The organism is Mycobacterium syngnathidarum, assembly GCF_001942625.1.
GTDB lineage: Bacteria > Actinomycetota > Actinomycetes > Mycobacteriales > Mycobacteriaceae > Mycobacterium > Mycobacterium syngnathidarum.
Genome location: NZ_MLCL01000004.1, coordinates 95,018 through 111,744, shown reverse-complemented (window position 1 = coordinate 111,744; position 16,727 = coordinate 95,018). Strand labels below are relative to the sequence as shown.

General features: G+C 66.5%; 14 protein-coding genes. 5 read left to right on the top strand and 9 right to left on the bottom strand.

The genetic code is table 11. The annotated features are described in order from the left end of the window. Positions 1 to 272: 272 nt before the first annotated feature. Together BKG60_RS02225 and BKG60_RS02220 are read right to left on the bottom strand one after the other, a co-directional pair. Positions 273 to 1,070, bottom strand: a complete 798-nt coding sequence (locus BKG60_RS02225) for a tyrosine-protein phosphatase (RefSeq protein ID WP_075909108.1) — start codon at positions 1,068 to 1,070, stop codon at positions 273 to 275. Then, on the bottom strand, positions 1,070 to 2,308 hold the full coding sequence (locus BKG60_RS02220) for an acyl-CoA dehydrogenase family protein (RefSeq protein WP_165688695.1): 1,239 nt from the start codon (positions 2,306 to 2,308) through the stop codon (positions 1,070 to 1,072). Before BKG60_RS02220 ends, BKG60_RS02225 begins: the two co-directional genes overlap by 1 nt. Positions 2,309 to 2,363: 55 nt before the next feature. Here BKG60_RS02220 and BKG60_RS02215 point away from each other — a divergent pair, with 55 nt between their 5' ends. Then, complete coding sequence (locus BKG60_RS02215; RefSeq protein ID WP_075909106.1) at positions 2,364 to 2,849, top strand: nuclear transport factor 2 family protein; 486 nt, start codon at positions 2,364 to 2,366, stop codon at positions 2,847 to 2,849. Here BKG60_RS02215 and BKG60_RS02210 read toward each other — a convergent pair. Further along, the gene (locus BKG60_RS02210; protein ID WP_239251711.1) at positions 2,795 to 4,042 is read right to left on the bottom strand and encodes an MFS transporter; all 1,248 of its coding nucleotides are present in this window, start codon (positions 4,040 to 4,042) and stop codon (positions 2,795 to 2,797) included. The genes BKG60_RS02215 and BKG60_RS02210 overlap by 55 nt on opposite strands. Positions 4,043 to 4,088: 46 nt before the next feature. Further along, positions 4,089 to 4,970 carry a LysR family transcriptional regulator gene (locus BKG60_RS02205; RefSeq protein ID WP_075909105.1) on the bottom strand — a complete coding sequence of 294 codons (882 nt, stop codon included), beginning with the start codon at positions 4,968 to 4,970 and terminating at the stop codon, positions 4,089 to 4,091. Between the two features lie 42 nt (positions 4,971 to 5,012). Between BKG60_RS02205 and BKG60_RS02200 the strand changes: the two genes are divergently transcribed. Next, the gene (locus BKG60_RS02200; RefSeq protein ID WP_075909140.1) at positions 5,013 to 5,663 is read left to right on the top strand and encodes a response regulator; all 651 of its coding nucleotides are present in this window, start codon (positions 5,013 to 5,015) and stop codon (positions 5,661 to 5,663) included. Position 5,664: 1 nt separating this feature from the next. After that, entirely contained in the window at positions 5,665 to 6,831 is a 1,167-nt protein-coding gene (locus tag BKG60_RS02195) for a sensor histidine kinase (RefSeq protein ID WP_075909104.1), read from the top strand. Between the two features lie 6 nt (positions 6,832 to 6,837). Here BKG60_RS02195 and BKG60_RS02190 read toward each other — a convergent pair whose 3' ends face one another. Beyond that, positions 6,838 to 8,466 (bottom strand): LCP family protein, encoded by a 1,629-nt coding sequence (locus BKG60_RS02190; protein WP_075909139.1) that lies wholly within the window; start codon positions 8,464 to 8,466, stop codon positions 6,838 to 6,840. 92 nt (positions 8,467 to 8,558) lie between these two features. On the opposite strand from BKG60_RS02190, the gene BKG60_RS02185 reads away from it, so the two are divergent. Continuing rightward, the gene (locus tag BKG60_RS02185; protein ID WP_075909103.1) at positions 8,559 to 9,473 is read left to right on the top strand and encodes an alpha/beta fold hydrolase; all 915 of its coding nucleotides are present in this window, start codon (positions 8,559 to 8,561) and stop codon (positions 9,471 to 9,473) included. Here the strand turns inward: BKG60_RS02185 and BKG60_RS02180 are convergent. Both BKG60_RS02180 and BKG60_RS02175 read right to left on the bottom strand, forming a co-directional pair. Then, positions 9,448 to 10,587 carry an acyl-CoA dehydrogenase family protein gene (locus BKG60_RS02180; RefSeq protein WP_075909102.1) on the bottom strand — a complete coding sequence of 380 codons (1,140 nt, stop codon included), beginning with the start codon at positions 10,585 to 10,587 and terminating at the stop codon, positions 9,448 to 9,450. The two genes, BKG60_RS02185 and BKG60_RS02180, sit on opposite strands and share 26 nt — an antisense overlap. A gap of 34 nt (positions 10,588 to 10,621) precedes the next feature. After that, entirely contained in the window at positions 10,622 to 11,782 is a 1,161-nt protein-coding gene (locus BKG60_RS02175) for an ROK family transcriptional regulator (RefSeq protein ID WP_075909101.1), read from the bottom strand. 121 nt (positions 11,783 to 11,903) lie between these two features. On the opposite strand from BKG60_RS02175, the gene BKG60_RS02170 reads away from it, so the two are divergent. After that, a complete protein-coding gene (locus BKG60_RS02170) occupies positions 11,904 to 14,747 on the top strand; it encodes an Ig-like domain-containing protein (protein WP_075909100.1) in 2,844 nt (947 codons plus the stop codon). Between the two features lie 73 nt (positions 14,748 to 14,820). On the opposite strand, the gene BKG60_RS02165 is transcribed toward BKG60_RS02170, so the two are convergent. Next, positions 14,821 to 15,204 (bottom strand): RidA family protein, encoded by a 384-nt coding sequence (locus BKG60_RS02165; RefSeq protein ID WP_075909099.1) that lies wholly within the window; start codon positions 15,202 to 15,204, stop codon positions 14,821 to 14,823. A gap of 78 nt (positions 15,205 to 15,282) precedes the next feature. Continuing rightward, complete coding sequence (gene pntB, locus BKG60_RS02160) at positions 15,283 to 16,722, bottom strand: Re/Si-specific NAD(P)(+) transhydrogenase subunit beta (RefSeq protein ID WP_075909138.1); 1,440 nt, start codon at positions 16,720 to 16,722, stop codon at positions 15,283 to 15,285. Between the last annotated feature and the right edge of the window lie 5 nt (positions 16,723 to 16,727).

Sequence of the window (16,727 nt, the reverse complement as noted above, 5' to 3'; positions counted from 1 at the left end):
GTGGGCGCACAGAGCCCATGCGTCCCGTGCCCGCCTCCTAGCGACTCTGTCGCTGATAGGTGGGCAATCCGAAATCCGTTGCGTACGAGGCTGATGAGGCCCAGGTGGCGCATGGATACATCCACCTTGTGGCAGATGTGGTCAGCGATGCCGATGGGGCGATTGTCGCTGAAAAGTCGCTCGCAGCCGGGCAACTCGACACCGTGGCGCAGCGCCGTGACGGATGTGACTGTTGTTGACCGCCCCAGCGAGCCGACCAGTCCGGCCCGCAGCTAGCCGACCAGGTTGGTCCGCAGTACGCCCAGCTCATCGGCTGACACCCCGGCGGCGTCGAGGAAGCCGGCCACCGAGCCGTACGCCTCGTCGAGTTTCTTCCACGCGGCGGCCAAGTAGTCCTCACGCACACCGAGAACCTCGTCGGTCAACCGCGCCTCGGCGTAGGTGATCATCTCGGGGGCTTCCTGCGACCGTGCCCGCACCGATTCCATGATCCGATTCCGCAGCGCGGGGATGGCACCGTTGCTGGCCAGGAAGTCGGCGATGATGCGGTCCCGATCGACACCCACTGCCTCCAACACGGTGGCAACGGTGAAACCGGTGCGGTCCTTTCCGGCGAAGCAGTGCGCGATCACCGGACGATCCTGCCGGAGAAGGGAAATGACCTCACGGACCGCGCTGTGCGCGCCCGGCAGCGTCGGGAACTCCTCGTACACCTCGGTCATGTACCGGCGGGCCGCAGCGGCGACGTCCCCACCCTCGCCGGATTCGGACATCACCCGCTGGAAGGTGCTCTCGTGCGGTGCGTCGTTCGACGGGTCGTCGGGATGGAACGGCAGCAGATGCACTGCCACTCCGTCGGGCACCTGCCCGGTGCCTTGGCGTTGCACCTCCTGGTGGGATCTCAGATCGGCGACGTCGGTGATGCCGAGCCGACGGAACACAGCCCGCCCGGCATCCGAGAGCTGGCTGAGCTGACTGGAGCGGTATAGCAGCCCCGGCCGGATCGCGGTGATCTCGGCGACGTCGCGAAAGTTCCACGCCCCCGACAGTTCCCCCAGCTCGGTGGTCACTACGCCGTCACCGCCGTATTCGATTGGCGGCACGCCGCCGAAGCGAGTGGGGATTTCTCCCGGCCGAGTTCGGCACGGGCGATGGTGCGCATGTGGACCTCGTCGGGCCCGTCGAACAGCCGCATGGCGCGGTGCCAGCTGTAGAGCCGGGCCAGCGGGAAGTCGTCGCTGACCCCGGCCGCGCCGTGCACCTGGATGGCGCGGTCGATGACGTCGCAGGCGATCTGCGGGGCCACCGACTTGATCTGGGAGACCAGCACGTGGGCGGCCTTGTTGCCTTCCTGGTCGATGGTCCAGGCTGCCTTCTCGCACAACAGCCGGGCCTGGTCGATTTCGTTGCGGGACTTGGCGATCGACTCGCGCACCACGCCCTGCTCGGCCAACGGCTTGCCGAACGCGACGCGCTTCTGCACCCGGTCGACCATCAGCGTCAGGGCCCGCTCGGCCGCGCCGAGGGCGCGCATGCAGTGGTGGATGCGGCCCGGGCCGAGCCGAGCCTGGGCGATCGCGAAACCGCTGCCCTCTTCGTGCAGCAGGTTCTCGGCCGGCACCCGTACGTTGTCGAACACGATCTCGCAGTGCCCGTGCTGGTCCTGCCAGCCGAACACCGGCAAAGAACGGCGGACGGTGACCCCAGCCGTATCAATGGGCACCAGGATCATCGACTGCTGGGCGTGGCTGGCCGCGTCGGGGTTGGTGCGGCCCATCACGATCAGGATCTTGCAGCGCGGATCGGCCGCCCCGGTGATCCACCACTTGCGGCCGTTGATCACGTAGTCGGCCCCGTCGCGCAGCATCGTGGTCTCGATGTTGCGGGCATCCGAGGACGCCACGGCGGGCTCGGTCATCGCGAACGCGCTGCGGATCTCGCCGGCCAGCAGCGGTTCGAGCCACTGCTTGCGCTGGATCTCGTTGGCGAACAGGTGCAGGGTCTCCATGTTCCCGGTGTCCGGCGCCGCACAGTTGAGCACCTCCGGGGCGATCTCCATGCTCCAGCCCGACAGTTCGGCCAATGGCGCGTATTCCAGGTTGGTCAGGCCGGACTCCGAGGGCAGAAACAGGTTCCACAGGCCCAGCTCACGCGCCTTGACCTTGAGTTCCTCGACCACCGGCGGCACGGTGTGGTCCTTGGGACCCTTCTCCTCGCGATAGGCGTGGTACGAGGCCTCTGCGGGGAGAACATGCTCCACCATGAAGTCGGTCAACCGGGAGTGGTAATCAGCCGCTTTGGCCGACAGCGCGAAGTCCATGCCAGCCACGATAGCCACATGGTTAGACAGGTAGAAAGGTGGCATGTCTGGAACGTCACCCGCCATCCCGCCCGAAAGTCGCCCGCCGTTCCCGCCCTTCACTCTGGAAACAGCTCTCCAGAAGGTTCAGGCCGCCGAGGACGCCTGGAACACCCGCGACCCGCAGCGGGTCAGCCTGGCGTACACGCCGGACTCGCAGTGGCGTAACCGCGATCTGCACATCGTCGGGCGCGAACAGATCGTGGAGTTTCTGACCGCGAAATGGGAACGCGAGCTGGATTACGCATTACGGAAGGGGCTCTGGTCTTTCAGCGAGGACCGGATAGCTGTGCGATTCCAGTACGAATGGCACGACGCGCAGGGCCAGTGGTACCGAAGCTACGGCAACGAGTTGTGGCAATTCACGCCCGAGGGACTGATGGCCCGGCGCGAGGCCAGCATCAACGACGTCACCATCGAGGAATCGCAGCGGCGCTACTTCGGTCCGCGCCCGGAATCGGAGTACGGCCGCGACATCGAGCTCTGGTAGGCAGGACTGAGCGTGGTGGCCAGCACCCCGGCCAGCACCGCCAGTCCCATCACGGTGCCGGCCACCGCCGGCCATCCGGCGTGGTCGAATGCCAGCCCACCGACCCAGCCGATCACGCTGGAACCCGCGTAGTAGAAGAGGTTGTAGAGCGAGGACGCCTGCGCCTTACCTGCACCGGAGGCGGCGCCGACCCACCCGGAGGCGATCGCATGCGCGCCGAAGAACCCGGCGGTGGCGATCACCAGCCCGATGAGTATCACGATGACGTTGCCGGCCAGCGTGATCGCAACGCCGGCAATCATGGTCGCGATCGAGCCAAGCAGCACGGACTTGCGTCCGAACCGGGTGGCTTCGGCTCCGGCCCGGGCCGAGGCCCAGGTGCCCGACAGGTAGGCCAGGAACACCAGGCTGACCACTGTCTGCGGCAGCTGAAACGGTGCGGCCATCAGCCGGAAGCCCAGGAAGTTGTACATCGCCACGAACCCGCCCATCAGCAGGAAGCCCTGGCTGTAGAGCACCAGTTGGCGGGGTGACCGCAGATTTTCGGCCAGGCGCCGGGCCAGGTCATGGGTCCGGGCCGGGGTGAAGCCGCGCGCGGGCGGGACGAGCTTGACGAATGCGAACGCCGACAGACCGCACAGCACCGCGACCACCAGCACGCCGACGCGCCATCCGGCGAATTCAGCGATCGGACCGGTGACCAGACGGCCGGCCAGCCCACCGATCGTGGTGCCCGCGACGTAGGTGCCTGCCGCGCGGGCGGCATGTCCGGCCTCGATCTCCTCGGTGAGGTAGGCGATGGCCACGGCGGGCACTCCGCCCAGCATCAGCCCTTCGAGAAACCGCCCCGACAGCAGCAGCGGGGCGGTCGGGGCCATCGGTACGACAAGCCCGAGAACCGTTGCCGCGGTGATCGATATCGTCATCGCCTGGACCCGGCCGATCCGGTCGGCCAAGGCCGACCACGGGATGACGCCCAATGCCAGACCCACCGTGGCCGCCGAAATCGTCAGTGCCGCATGGGCGGCGCCGGTGCCCATGCCGCGGGCGATCAGCGGGAGTACGGCCTGGGGCGAGTACAGCTGCGCGAAGGTGGCGACCCCGGCGCAGAACAACGCGGCCAGCAGGCGCCGGTACTCGCTCGAACCACGTGAATGCCCCGGCCAGTCAACAGAGGTCAGGGAGGCGGACACGCAGACGACGCTAGGACGTCAGCAAAGATGTGTCCAATGCATCGGTTTAGTCAATGTCATGCGCTTTGTGCATGGTGAATTCGGTCAGCCGCGCCGCTGCCGGTGGCAACTGGCGGTCCACGCTCCAGGTCAGGCCGATCTGACGTTTGGCCGAACTCTCCGACAGCGGGATGTACGCGGCACCTGACTCGGCTCGCTCGGGCCGTGGCACCGGCACGACGGCAACCCCGAAGCCCGCTGCCACCAGCCCTTCCATCGTCGGGATCTCCATGGCCTCGAAGACCACCGGCGGTGCGATCCCGGCCTCGCTCCACAGCTCGTCGGTGAGTTGACGCAATCCGAAATCCGGCGCCAGGGCGACGAAGGGCTCGGCACCGGCGTCGGCCAGCCGGATCCGGGACCGCCGGGCGAATCGATGCTCGCGCGGCACCGCCAGACACAATCGCTCCACGTACAGGCCGCGCCAGCGAAAACCCTCCGGGCGTGGTGAGGTGATCGCGAGGTCGGCCTCACCGTTCGCAAGGCGCTCCACGATCTGATGGGCAGCGCCCTGGAACAGCTCGAAGCGCACCAACGGCGCTTCGGCACGGAACCGCCGCAACAGATCCGGCACGAACCAGCCGGCTTGCGAATGCAGGAACGCCAACCGCACCATCCCGGTATCGGGGTCACGCATCTCGGCTATTCGCTCAGTGGCCGAACGAATTTCGGCGATGCCGCGACGGGCGTGCTCCAGCAGGATGTGGCCGTAGGTGTTCAGACGCAGACGTCGGTGCACCCGATCGAACAGCGGTACCCCCACCTGCTCCTCCAACCGGGCCAGCGCACGCGACAGGGTGGGCTGGCTGATGCCGAGTTCGGCTGCGGCGTCGGTGACATGCTCGGTTTCGGCAAGCACCACGAACCACTGCAGCTCGTCCAGATGCATACCGCCGACTCTAAACGCGCTGATCACCGGCCGGGCTGTGCCATGCTGTGTCGCATGGCCGGCAAGGTTCGGGTCGTGGTGGGCGATGACCACCCGATGTTCCGCGAAGGCGTGGTGCGCGCCTTGACCTCCAGCGGCGAGATCGACGTCGTGGCCGAGGCCGACAACGGCGCCGATGCACTGGAATTGATCCGGACCCACCAGCCGCAGGTCGCACTGTTGGACTACCGGATGCCTCGGTTGGACGGGGCTCAGGTGGCCGCCGCGGTGAGTCGCGATGACCTACCCACCCGGGTGCTGCTGGTCTCCGCGCACGACGAGTCGGCGATCGTCTACACCGCTCTGCAGCAGGGAGCGGCCGGGTTCCTGTCGAAGGAGTCCACCCGCAGTGAGCTGGTGAACGCCGTGCTGTCGTGCGCCAAGGGCCGCGACGTGCTCGACCCGAACCTGGCCGCCGGGCTGGCCGGTGAGATCCGTCGTCGCAACGAGCCCGACGTCCCGTTGCTCAGCCCACGCGAACGCGAAGTGCTCGATCTGATCGCCAAAGGCCGTTCCATTCCGGCGATGGCCAAGGAGCTGTTCCTGGCCCCGTCCACGGTGAAGACCCACGTGCAGCGTCTCTACGAGAAGTTGGGTGTGAGCGATCGGGGCGCGGCCGTCGCCGAGGCGATGCGCCGTCGGCTGCTGGACTGACATGGCCGGCGGGCGCATCGTCGAATTCTTCACCACCCAGCCCGTGCGGGTCTCGGCGCTGTTGCGGCTACCGCTGATCGGACTGATCGTGGTGCTGGTCTCGGTGTGGGATGTCGACCACTGGCTGCCCGCCCTGTACGCAGTGATCCTGAGCGGCTACGCCGCGGTGGCGGTGCTATGGCTCGTGGTGGTGTTTCGCGGACCCATGCCGCCGTGGGCCGAATGGGCTTCCACCGCGGTCGACGTGCTGGTCCTGGTCGCCTTGTGCGCCGTGTCCGGCGGGGCCACCGCAGCGTTGCTTCCGGTGTTCTTCCTGCTGCCCATATCCGTTGCGTTCCAGGATCGTCCGTGGCTGACGGCACTGCTGGGCGCCAGCCTCACGGTCGGCTACCTGGCGGTGTGGATCCTGTACTCCAAGCGTGATGACAACGTCGGCCTCCCCGACCTCGTCTACATGCACGTGGGGTTCCTGGCCTGGCTGGCCGTCGCATCGGCCGCGTTGTCGTTCGTGCTGGCGCGGCGTTCGGCTCGGGTGCGGATGCTGATGGAGGTCCGGCGCCAGCTGGTGTCAGAGTCCACCCGGGCCGACGATCTGCGTAATGCCGAACTGGCCGAACACCTCCACGACGGCCCGCTGCAAACCTTGCTGGCCGCACGCCTGGAGCTCGACGAGCTCCGCGAACGCCTCCCGGATCCGGCACTCGACCGGGTGCGTGCCGCCCTTCAGGAGACCGCGGCCGGGTTGCGCTCCACGGTGACCGCCCTGCATCCACAGGTGCTGTCCCAGCTGGGGCTGACCCCGGCGGTGCGGGAACTGTTGCGCCAGTACGAAACCCGTCCCGATATGACGGTGCGCGCGGATCTGGCCGATGTCGGGCATCCCGACGGTCAGGCTCTGCTGTACCGCGCGGCCCGTGAGCTGCTGGCCAACATCAACAAGCATGCCGGCGCGAGCACGATTTCGGTCGGCCTCCACCGGTCGGGTGACCGTGTCGTGCTGACCGTTGCCGACGACGGCAGGGGATTCGACCCGTCGACGGTGGCCCGATCGGTGGCCGCGGGACACATCGGGCTGGCCTCCCTGCAGGTCCGCGTCGACGCGATGGGCGGCTCGATGGCGATTTCATCGGAGCCCGGGTTCGGCACCCAGGTCCTGGTCACGTTGTAGCCGCGGCTATTTCACACAGGGGATGCCGGAGACCTTCATCTGGCTGAGATCGGTGGGCGCCGGGGTGTAGGTTCCGGTCGCGGTGGCGGCCACCGTGGTCACCGGGGTGCTGGGTGTGGTCTGTTCGGTCGTCTCGCTGCTGGAATCCCATGTGGAGTCCGACCCGGACGCAGACTCGGCCCCGGACTCCGACGACGTCGCATCGCTGGACAGGTACTCGTCGCCGGGGAAATCGGTTCCCACGGTCAGCTGCACCGTGCCCTCCACCACCTCGGACGACGCATTCGCGATCACGCCGAGTTCGTCGGCCAGTGATTGCGCAGCGGCCTCGGCGCCGGTCCCGTAGTCGATCGTGGTGGTGGCCGCCAGCGATTCGCCGTCGCCGATCTGCCCCTCGGTGAATCCGTGTGCGCCGAAGGTGATTTCGAGCTGCGCGGCCAGACCGCTGTACGTGGAGGCGTTGACCACGTCGAGCACGGCACCGTGACCGTTGAGTCTGCGGGCCTTGCTGGTCGGACTCGACGAGGAGGTGGTGTCGTCCTGAGAGACGAGGTCGTTCACGATCTTGCGGATCGTCGGCACATCCACGATGTTGATGTCCTCGCCCCAGGAGTTCTGGCTGAACTCCTTGATCGGCAGGGTGTAGAGCGTGGGCGGTTTGTCCGTCAGCGCGGAGGCCCGCCGGGCGAAACTGGCCAGGTCGAATCCGGCGTCCAGCGCGACATTCTGTTTGACCACGTTCAGGAGACTGCGCAGTCCCGTCGGGCTGTTCAGCTTTCCGCTGTGGCCCAGTGCCGATACCAGGGCGGCGATGAACGCCTGCTGACGGCGGGTGCGGTCCAGGTCGGTGAAGTTCTCGTCGTTGATGTCCCGACGCTGACGCACGAAGGCCATCGCTTGGGCGGCGTCGATCTCTTGGACGCCCTGGCGAAAGTCGGCCCCCGAATACGGATCTGCGGTGTCCGCGTTCAGACACACGGTGATCGGTGCCACCGTCTTGGCGATTTCGAAGAATGCGCCCAGGGTGACCTCGACGAAATGGTCGATCGGGATGCCCAGCAGGTTTCGGACGGTGGCGATCTGTGCCTTGCGGCCCGCCTCACGGGCCTGCTGCTCATTCGCCGATGGATCCTCGGAGTCGGCTTCCAGCGATTCCATCTCGCGCTGATAGGCCCAACCGTAGGCCTGCTTCACCTTGCCCTTGCACGGCGAGACGTCACACCCGGCGAGGTCCACGTAGTCGTCACGAGGGATGGAGAACGCGGTGGCCGGGCTACCGTCGCCGGGCAGGTGCACCACGATCAGCACGTTGGCGTTGTAGCCGCCGACGGTCTCGTCACCGGCATGCAGTGCTTGGTAGACGTCCTCGGGCAGCGGGTTGCCATGCTGATCGAGCCGGCTGTCCAGCCCCATGATCAAGATGTTCTCGGTGTCGCCAGACGAGACCGGGCCACCGTCGAGTGCGTTGGACGTCGTGATGCCGTCCAGGGCGCCGCGGTAGGTCACCCATCCCGCACCGGTGCCTGCCAGCACCGATGCCGCAACGAGGCCGACTGCGGCACGGCGGGCGGCCCGCACGCCCCGGCGCGGCAGACGGTGCCGCGGGGCGTCAGCGGTGTGGGCAGGTGTGTTCATCGCACCTGCCATTATGGGGCTGTTAGCTGAGACTCCGCCCACCGGGGAAAATGGCTGGTCAACAGCGGCGTCTCGGCACTAGCGTGCGCAGGATGAAATTGCGCATCGCCGTTGGCGTGCTGGTGGTGGCCGTGGTGGCGTTGCTGGTGAACGAACTGGCGGCCAACAAGGACCACCGCCAGGCCGAGCCGTTCGCGGGTGGGCACGTGCTGGAACTGGACGGCCCGGACCTGAACGTGCGTGAGTACGGGCCACCGGCCGACCGCGCTGTGGTGTTGCTGCACGGGTACTCGGCCTCGGTCGAATGGTGGGATCGGGTGGCCGGACAGCTGGCCCGCGATCACCGCGTCATCGCAATCGATCTGGTCGGCCACGGTGGCTCAGAGGCCCCGGCTGACGGCGCCTCCTATCGCTCGGACGCGCAGGCCGCGGCCGTGCGCAACGCGCTCGTGGCACTCGGTGTGCGTCACGCGGTCCTGATCGGGCATTCGATGGGCGGCGCGGTCTCGGCCGAGCTGGCCCGGCAGTACCCGGACCTGGTGGAGCGCGTGGTGGTGTCCGACACTCCGGGGGCCGACGATCTGGTCGCCATGCCGTTGCTCGGGCAGATGGTGTGCTGGCCGGTGATCGGGCCGGCGTTGGATCTCTTCCGCGGTATCGACGCGATCAGCGAGGGGTCGCTGCAGACCGGGTTCGCCGCGGACTACCCGGTCCCCGACTACGCGCACCGCTCGTTGGAGCGGCTCACCTACACCGGCCTGTGCGACTCGACCGAAGGGCCGCATCCGACCGTGGAAACGCTTGCCGTACTGCACAAGCCGGTGTTGGTGGTCTGGGGGGACGAGGACGTGCTGACCCCGACGGCGCCGAATGTCGAGCGCTACACCGCGGCGGGGTTACCGCCCGTGGTGATCAAAGGCTCGGGGCACACCCCGATGGTCGAGCAGCCCGATCAGTTCCTGGCCGCGGTGACCGACTTCATCAAGACCCCAGCCCCCGTGAGATGACCAGGCGCTGAATCTGATTGGTGCCCTCGAAGATCTGGGTGATCTTGGCTTCGCGCATGAAACGCTCCACCCGGAAGTCGCGGGTGTAACCGACACCGCCGAACACCTGTACCGCATCGGTGGTGACCTTCATGGCAGCGTCGGTGGCGATCAGCTTGGCGACGCTGGCCTGGGTGGAGTAGGGCAGTCCGAGGTCGCGACGGCGGGCGGCGTCCAGATAGGTGGCGCGCGCGCTGACCACGGCGGCGGCCATGTCGGCCAGCAGGAAGCCAAGCCCCTGATGGTCGACGATCTTGCGGCCGAACGTGGTTCGCTCGTTGGCGTAGCGGACAGCCTCGTCCAGGGCGGCTTGGGCGATGCCGACGGCGACGGCGGCGATACCGAGGCGGCCGGAGTCCAACGCGGAGAACGCGATCGAAAGGCCTTGCCCCTCTTGCCCGATCAGCCGGTCGGCGTCCAGGCGCGCATTGTCATAGAACGCCGAGGTGGTGGGCACCGCGTGCAGTCCCATCTTCTCCTCGGGTTTGCCGAAGCTCAGCCCGTCGAGACCGGCGGGGACCAGAAAGCAGGAGATGCCCTTGGAGCCTTCTCCGGTGCGGGCGAACAGGATGTAGAAGTCGGCCTTCCCGCCATGGGTGATCCAGGCTTTGGAACCGTTGAGGACGTAGTCGTCGCCGTCGCGGGTCGCCTTGCAGTTCAGTGCCGCGGCGTCGGAGCCGGCCTGAGGTTCGGACAGGCTGTAGGCGCCGATCTGCTCACCGGAGAGCATGGCGGGTAGCCAGCGTTGTTTCTGCTCCTCGGTGCCGTAGGCCAGCAGCGGGTGCGACGAGAGACTGTGCACGCTGACTGCGACCCCGACCGCGGCCCACCGTGCCGCGATCTCCTCCAGGACCTGCAGGTAGACCTCATACGGCTGGCCGCCGCCACCCCACTCTTCGGGCTGGGGCAGGCTCAGCAGCCCGGCCGCGCCGAGCTGGGCGAAGACGCCGTCAGGGTAGGTCTCGGCCTTCTCGTGTTCATCGACGATGGGGTCGAGCACCTTGTCGGCGATGTCACGGGTGAGCTCGATGAGCTCGCGCGCCTCATCGGAGGGGAGCAGGCGATCCACAGGCATACTTGCACATCCTAGTTTTCCCGGTCGCGGAGTGTCATGGGCTGGGGGTGTGCAGCAGCCCGGCGATGTCGGGGTCGAGTTGCTGCAGGGCGACGATGACCGCAACCCGGTAGTCACGACCGATCTGTGAGCGCACGGTGGTCGTGCGTCCGCGTCGCTCTGGTGGGCGGATCTCTTCGATGCGCGCTTCCAGGGCGGCGATGAGTTGTTCGAACTCGGTGATGAGCCCGGACAGGATGAGGATCTCCGGATCGAGCACCGCTTCGATGAGGATCGCCGTGCGGGCCATCTGGTCGATGACTTCGCTGATGATCTTCTGGGAGTGTGGGTTTCGGGCCGTCTCTTGCGCTACTGCGTCGAGGTCGATCTCCTTGAGTGCCAATCCCTCGGTCTGTGGCGCGGCCGATTGCATGGCGTGCAGTGACATGCCGGCGTTGACGCAGCCGATGCGTCCGCACGCGCATTTCGCGTGGCTGCCGGGCACCGGCATGTGCCCGATCGCGCCGGCAACGCCCGTCGCCCCTGAGTACGGACGTCCGCCGATGATCAGGCCGACGTTGACGTGCCCACCGCAGTTGAGCACCACTGCCGAACGCACCTCCCTGGCCTTGCCGGCGATCGTCTCGGCAAGAGTCATGGCTTGGGTGGTGTCCTGGACGGCGGTCGGGATCCCCAGCGCTTCGGAGATCGGCTTGCCGAGTTCCACCTCGGACCAGTTGAGCGCCTTTGATTCGACGACGAAACCCCTTGTGCTGTCCACAAATCCAGGGATACAGATGCCGACAGCGGCTACCGAACCGTCCTCGGCGCCTTCGATCATCTGCTTGCCGATCCGGGTGATCGAGCGGATCACCGAAGCCGGGGCGCGACCGGCCGTAGGGGTCTCGTCTTCTCGTGAGATGTTGCCGGTGGCGTCGGCCAGTGCGATGCGTGCGCGACGTTCGTCGATCCAGATCCCGAGTACCCGTCGTGCCTGCGGGTTGCAGCCCAGTAGTTTGCGCGGGCGACCGCGGTAACCCGGACCTTCGACGCGGGCATCGAGTTCGATCAGGGTTCCGTCTTGGATCAACTCGCCGACTATGGCGGTGATCGAAGGCCGGCTCAGCCCGAGCCGGTCGGCCAAGTCCGCCCGGGCCAGTGGGCCCTCGGTCCGAAGCAGGTGCACGACGCGCTGGCGATGCAGCAGGTGCAACACCTGCTTTTCCTGCCGCGCCGATTCTGACCGTTTCAGCAGAACCTCCTTGACGGGCTCAACGATATGCTGCTATTAAGTTCGTCACAGAAATTAAATAGGCCTAGGGCATCGGAGCCGCGCCATGACTGTTGTCAATCCGCTCATCAATCCGCAGTTCTCTTCCTCCCCGCCGCCGGTCGCACCGGTGACCCCGACCGGCTCTCGACGCGCCCTTCACGCTACCGGCCGGGTCGGTGCCTACAGCGGCATCGTGGTGACCGGGTGGCTGGTGGCCGCGTTGGCGTCGGGCTACGGGGTGGCCGCGGCGGATACCACCGGGTCGTCCTCGTCGGAGTCGTCGACGTCGAGTTCGGCTGGTGCGTCGTCCGGTGAGTCCTCGACCGGGCCGTCGGTTGGCGGCGCGTCGAACGAGGGCTCTGCGTCGAGCACGGGGGGATCGTCGGTCGGCTCCGGAAGGGATGCGGTCAAGAAGGCGGTCAAGAAGCCGGTTCGGGCGAAGCGGTCGGGTAGGACGTCGTCTACCCGGGAGTTGGCGCCGGGTGTGACGATCAGCAGTAGTGGTGGGGCGCAGCAGGAGCCGGGTAAGCCGGAGGGGCTGACCGGGGCGATCGATGCGCACCTGGATGCGTTGTCGTCGATTCCGGACAAGGTGCGCGAGACCGTGCTCACGCGCGATGACGGTCGGGCGAGGCCGCAGCTGTCACTGCCGACACTCTCACTCCCGGAGATCTCGCTGCCCGACGCTGCGTCGCCCCGCGCATCGCAGGTTGTGGCGGATTCGGAAGCGAAAACCGAGGCCCCGGTCGGGCCGGTCAAGCTCGGTGACACCCTCAAGCGGTCGTTGGCGAAAGCCGAGGAGGTCAGCGACCGGGTGGAGCAGGTCACCGGGACGATCGCCGACAAGGTGACCGAGCAGCTCTCCGCGAAGATCGCCGAATTGGATGTGGTGTCCACCGCCGGCCAGGCCAAGGCGTTCGTCACTTCTGCTACCAGCGATGTGCGCACGACGGCCAGTGCGGTGGCCACTCCCGTGGTACAGGCGCAGAATCCTGCTGAGGGTGTCCTCGGCGTGTTGAACGGGATCGTCACCAAGGTGCTCAACCCGTTCCTGGCGCCGCCGCCGGATTCACCGGAGCCGTTCACGCCGTTCATGTGGGCCGCATTGGCCTGGGTTCGGCGTAACGCCTTCAACCAGGCGCCGGTGGTCAGCAGCCCCACCACCACAGTGCAGGCCGGTCAGACCGTGACCGGCAACATCGGTGTGACCGACGCCGAGGGTGACGAATTGACCTATACCATCACCGAGCAGCCGAAGTACGGGACGGTCACCATCGACCAAGAGACAGGCGAATTCACCTACACGCCCGACGATATCAATTACGAAGCGGCACAAACCGATACGTTCACGGTTTCGGTTACCGACGGCGACAAGATCAACCTCCTGGCGCTGTTCAAGCCGCGGACCGCGCAGAAGGACGTCGATGTCACGGTGCTCAACCCCACCGTCGAGCGGGTGATCCTGGACCTGCCGGACGGCATCACCAACCCGAACACTCCGCGCTTCGCCGAAGACGGACAGTCCCTCTACTTCGCGGCCACCCCGGCCGAGGGTGGTCGCGAGGAGATCTACCAGGTCGGTGTCGACGGCACGGACGTACAGTGCATCACTTGCGGCGTGTCCACGGAAATTACCGGGGGCCTGGGGAGAGTCGTTCCGTTTCAAGACGGTTCGGGACGGCTGATGATCCAAGTCAGGACCAGCCCGAACTCCTACGTCGTCTACGAAGAAACCGCTGACGGCAAAGAGCTCGTTCCGGTCATCACACCGCCGGCCGGGGCGCGGGTACTCGACCCGCAGCGCGAGATGCGCATCTCGCCCGACGGGACGCATGTGCTGTTCAGTCAGATCCAGATGACCCCGCAAGGGCTCATCACAGCCGTGCCCATCGTCGGAAAACTGGAGCGCACGGAGGCCGGCTATGAAATCGCCGATGCCCGTGTGGTTTATCCGGTCGGTGAGGGCAAGCAATGGACCCCTGACGGCAAAGGCGTGATCATTCTCGGTGGACGATACGAGGCCGGCAATGTCGACGACATCGTGGTGGACCTCGAGACGGGCGAGGTGACCCGCCTGACCGGCAACCTCGACTACGACGAGGACATCGACATGTCGCCCAACGAGCAGTGGATCGCGGTCGGCAGCACTCGTGGGTATGACGCGTTGACGCCGATGTCTCGGATCGTGCGGCCGGCGTTCCTGCCGGCGGACATCCAAGGCGCGGTGTACGAGGCGTACCGAGGCACCGGGGACTCGACAAATATCACGAACCAGGAATGGGTCATCGCCATCGAGGACGACCTCAAGGGCGAGTACGGGATTCCGGTGTTCGTCGACGGCGACGGATACACCGCCCGAAGCATGGCGAGCTGGAATGACACCGGCGATGCGGTGGCATTCTGGGAAGCCAGCGAGAACGATGAAACAGACACCCGACTGGTGATCGCCAAACTGAACTACACCACCAGTGTCGGCTTGGCGGACGAGGATCGAACCACCCCCGATCCGACGTGGGCACCCGAACTCAAGACCTACGTCCCGAGCGCGGCCCCGCTGCCTCCCACCGGTACCTATGCCGGCGCCGGCGGTGGCACCGCAGTGGTCAGTGAGACAACCGACCCGACGACCGGTCACATCGTCCGCACCGTCACCTACACCGACTATGTCAACGAGCAGGGGATGATCCTCAACGGCACGGAATCAACAGATACGACTGCCAGCCAGTCGAACATCCGCTACGTGGCCGACATCGCCGTGACGGGTGAGCACACCGGCTATCTCCAGGCTGACGCCACCATCAACAAGCTGCAGCGGACGATGACCGGGTACATCACGTCGGACGTCGACGGCGACGTGCTGAGTGTCAACGATCAGGACCGGATCGACGAGGACCGGGCCAACATGTAATCCGGGAACAACTCGGTAAGCCGACCGCTCCGACCCGCTCACCTGAGGGTGAGTGCGTCGGAGCGGTTGGCGTTCAACGCATCCGGGCGATGATCTGGATCTCCACCAGTGCGCCCGGCATGGCCAGCTCGGTGACCCCGACGGCGGTCCAGGCCGGATAGGGCGCAGCCACGAACTCGTCCTTGACGTCACTGAAAGTCTGCACATGCTGCTGCAGGCCAACGTGATAGCTGGTGATGTCGACGACATCGGCGAAGGCCAGTCCGGTCTCGGAAAGCAACCCGCGCAGGTTCTCGAAGGCCTGCGTGAACTGTTCCCGTGGCTCTTCGACCACGCTCAGGTCGGGACGCATCCCGATCATCCCCGAACAGCGCAAGTGATCGCCGTCGATTACCGCGGGTGCGAAGTGATGAGCGTCGTACAGCGGCTGCATCCACTGTGGGACAACTATCTTCATGAGAACCTCCTTGTGATCAGACGCGAGAGCCCCCTATTCCGAAGAAAAGGGGGCTTCACGTCTGCGTGGCAGAACGGGTTACACGTGCTCCGCCACGGGCAGCGCGGCGAGGATGTCGTTGACGCGGTCGCGGGCGTCACCGAAGAGCATCTGGGTGTTCTCGCGGAAGAACAGCGGGTTCTGCACACCGGCGTAGCCCGAGGCCATCGAACGCTTGAACACGATGACGTGGTCGGCGTTCCACACTGTCAGCACCGGCATGCCGGCGATCGGGCTGCCCGGATCTTCGGCGGCGGCGGGGTTGACGGTGTCGTTGGCGCCGATCACGAGGACGACGGAGGTGCCGTCGAAGTCGTCGTTGATCTCGTCCATCTCGAGCACGATGTCGTAGGGCACCTTGGCCTCGGCCAGCAGCACGTTCATGTGGCCGGGCAGGCGGCCGGCGACGGGGTGGATGCCGAAGCGGACGTTGACGCCGCGCTCACGCAGTTTGCGGGTCAGATCGGCCACGCCGTACTGGGCCTGGGCCACGGCCATGCCGTAACCGGGGGTGATGATCACCGAGTCGGCGTGGGCGAGCAGCTCGGCCGCGCCCTCGGCGTTGATCTCGCGGTGCTCGCCGTAGTCCTTGTCCTCGGTCGGTCCGGCTTCGATACCGAAGCCGCCGGCGATCACGGAGATGAACGACCGGTTCATGGCCTTGCACATGATGTAGGACAGGTAGGCACCGGAGGAGCCGACGAGGGCGCCGGTGATGATCAGCAGGTCGTTGCCGAGCAGGAAGCCGGATGCGGCCGCGGCCCAACCCGAGTAGCTGTTGAGCATCGACACCACGACGGGCATGTCGCCGCCGCCGATCGAGGCCACCAGGTGCCAGCCGAGCAGCAGCGCGAGCACGGTGACGACGATGAGCAGCCACAGGTGCGGCTCGATGACGAACCACACGGTCAGTGCGGCGAAGACGACCAGCGCGCCGACGTTGAGGAAGTTCTTGCCGGGCAGCATGAGCGGCGCGGACTTCATGCGGGCCGAGAGCTTCAGGTTGGCCACGACCGAGCCGGTGAAGGTGACGGCACCGATGAACACACCGATGAACACCTCGGCCGAGTGGATGCCGAGCATCTTCTCGCCGACGAGCTTGACGGCTTCCTCTCCGCCGAGGTTGTTCTCGACGTGCAGGTAACCGTTCCAGCCGACCAGCACGGCCGCCAGACCCACGAAGGAGTGCAGCAGTGCGATCAGCTCGGGCATGCCGGTCATCTCGACGACCTTGGCGCGCCACAGGCCGATCGCGGCGCCGACGATCATCGCACCGATCAGCAGGGCCAGGCCCATCGGCTCGATCTTTCGCTCGACGGCCAGGGCGATGGTGGCGATGAGGGCGACCGCCATGCCGGTGATGCCGAAAGTATTTCCGGCCCGCGAGGTTTCGTGTTTGGACAGTCCGGCCAGAGCCAGGATGAACAGCAGGGCCGCGACAACGTAGGCGGCCGTGGCAACGTTTTCTAGGGTGAACATGGAAT

Bases quoted from the DNA above. Each gene is read 5' to 3' on its own strand.
- BKG60_RS02215 (WP_075909106.1), top strand. From the start codon at position 2,364: ATGTCTGGAACGTCACCCGCCATCCCGCCCGAAAGTCGCCCGCCGTTC.
- BKG60_RS02205 (WP_075909105.1), bottom strand. From the start codon at position 4,970: ATGCATCTGGACGAGCTGCAGTGGTTCGTGGTGCTTGCCGAAACCGAG.
- BKG60_RS02200 (WP_075909140.1), top strand. From the start codon at position 5,013: ATGCTGTGTCGCATGGCCGGCAAGGTTCGGGTCGTGGTGGGCGATGAC.
- BKG60_RS02195 (WP_075909104.1), top strand. From the start codon at position 5,665: ATGGCCGGCGGGCGCATCGTCGAATTCTTCACCACCCAGCCCGTGCGG.
- BKG60_RS02190 (WP_075909139.1), bottom strand. From the start codon at position 8,466: ATGAACACACCTGCCCACACCGCTGACGCCCCGCGGCACCGTCTGCCG.
- BKG60_RS02185 (WP_075909103.1), top strand. From the start codon at position 8,559: ATGAAATTGCGCATCGCCGTTGGCGTGCTGGTGGTGGCCGTGGTGGCG.
- BKG60_RS02180 (WP_075909102.1), bottom strand. From the start codon at position 10,587: ATGCCTGTGGATCGCCTGCTCCCCTCCGATGAGGCGCGCGAGCTCATC.
- BKG60_RS02170 (WP_075909100.1), top strand. From the start codon at position 11,904: ATGACTGTTGTCAATCCGCTCATCAATCCGCAGTTCTCTTCCTCCCCG.
- BKG60_RS02165 (WP_075909099.1), bottom strand. From the start codon at position 15,204: ATGAAGATAGTTGTCCCACAGTGGATGCAGCCGCTGTACGACGCTCAT.
- pntB (WP_075909138.1), bottom strand. From the start codon at position 16,722: ATGTTCACCCTAGAAAACGTTGCCACGGCCGCCTACGTTGTCGCGGCC.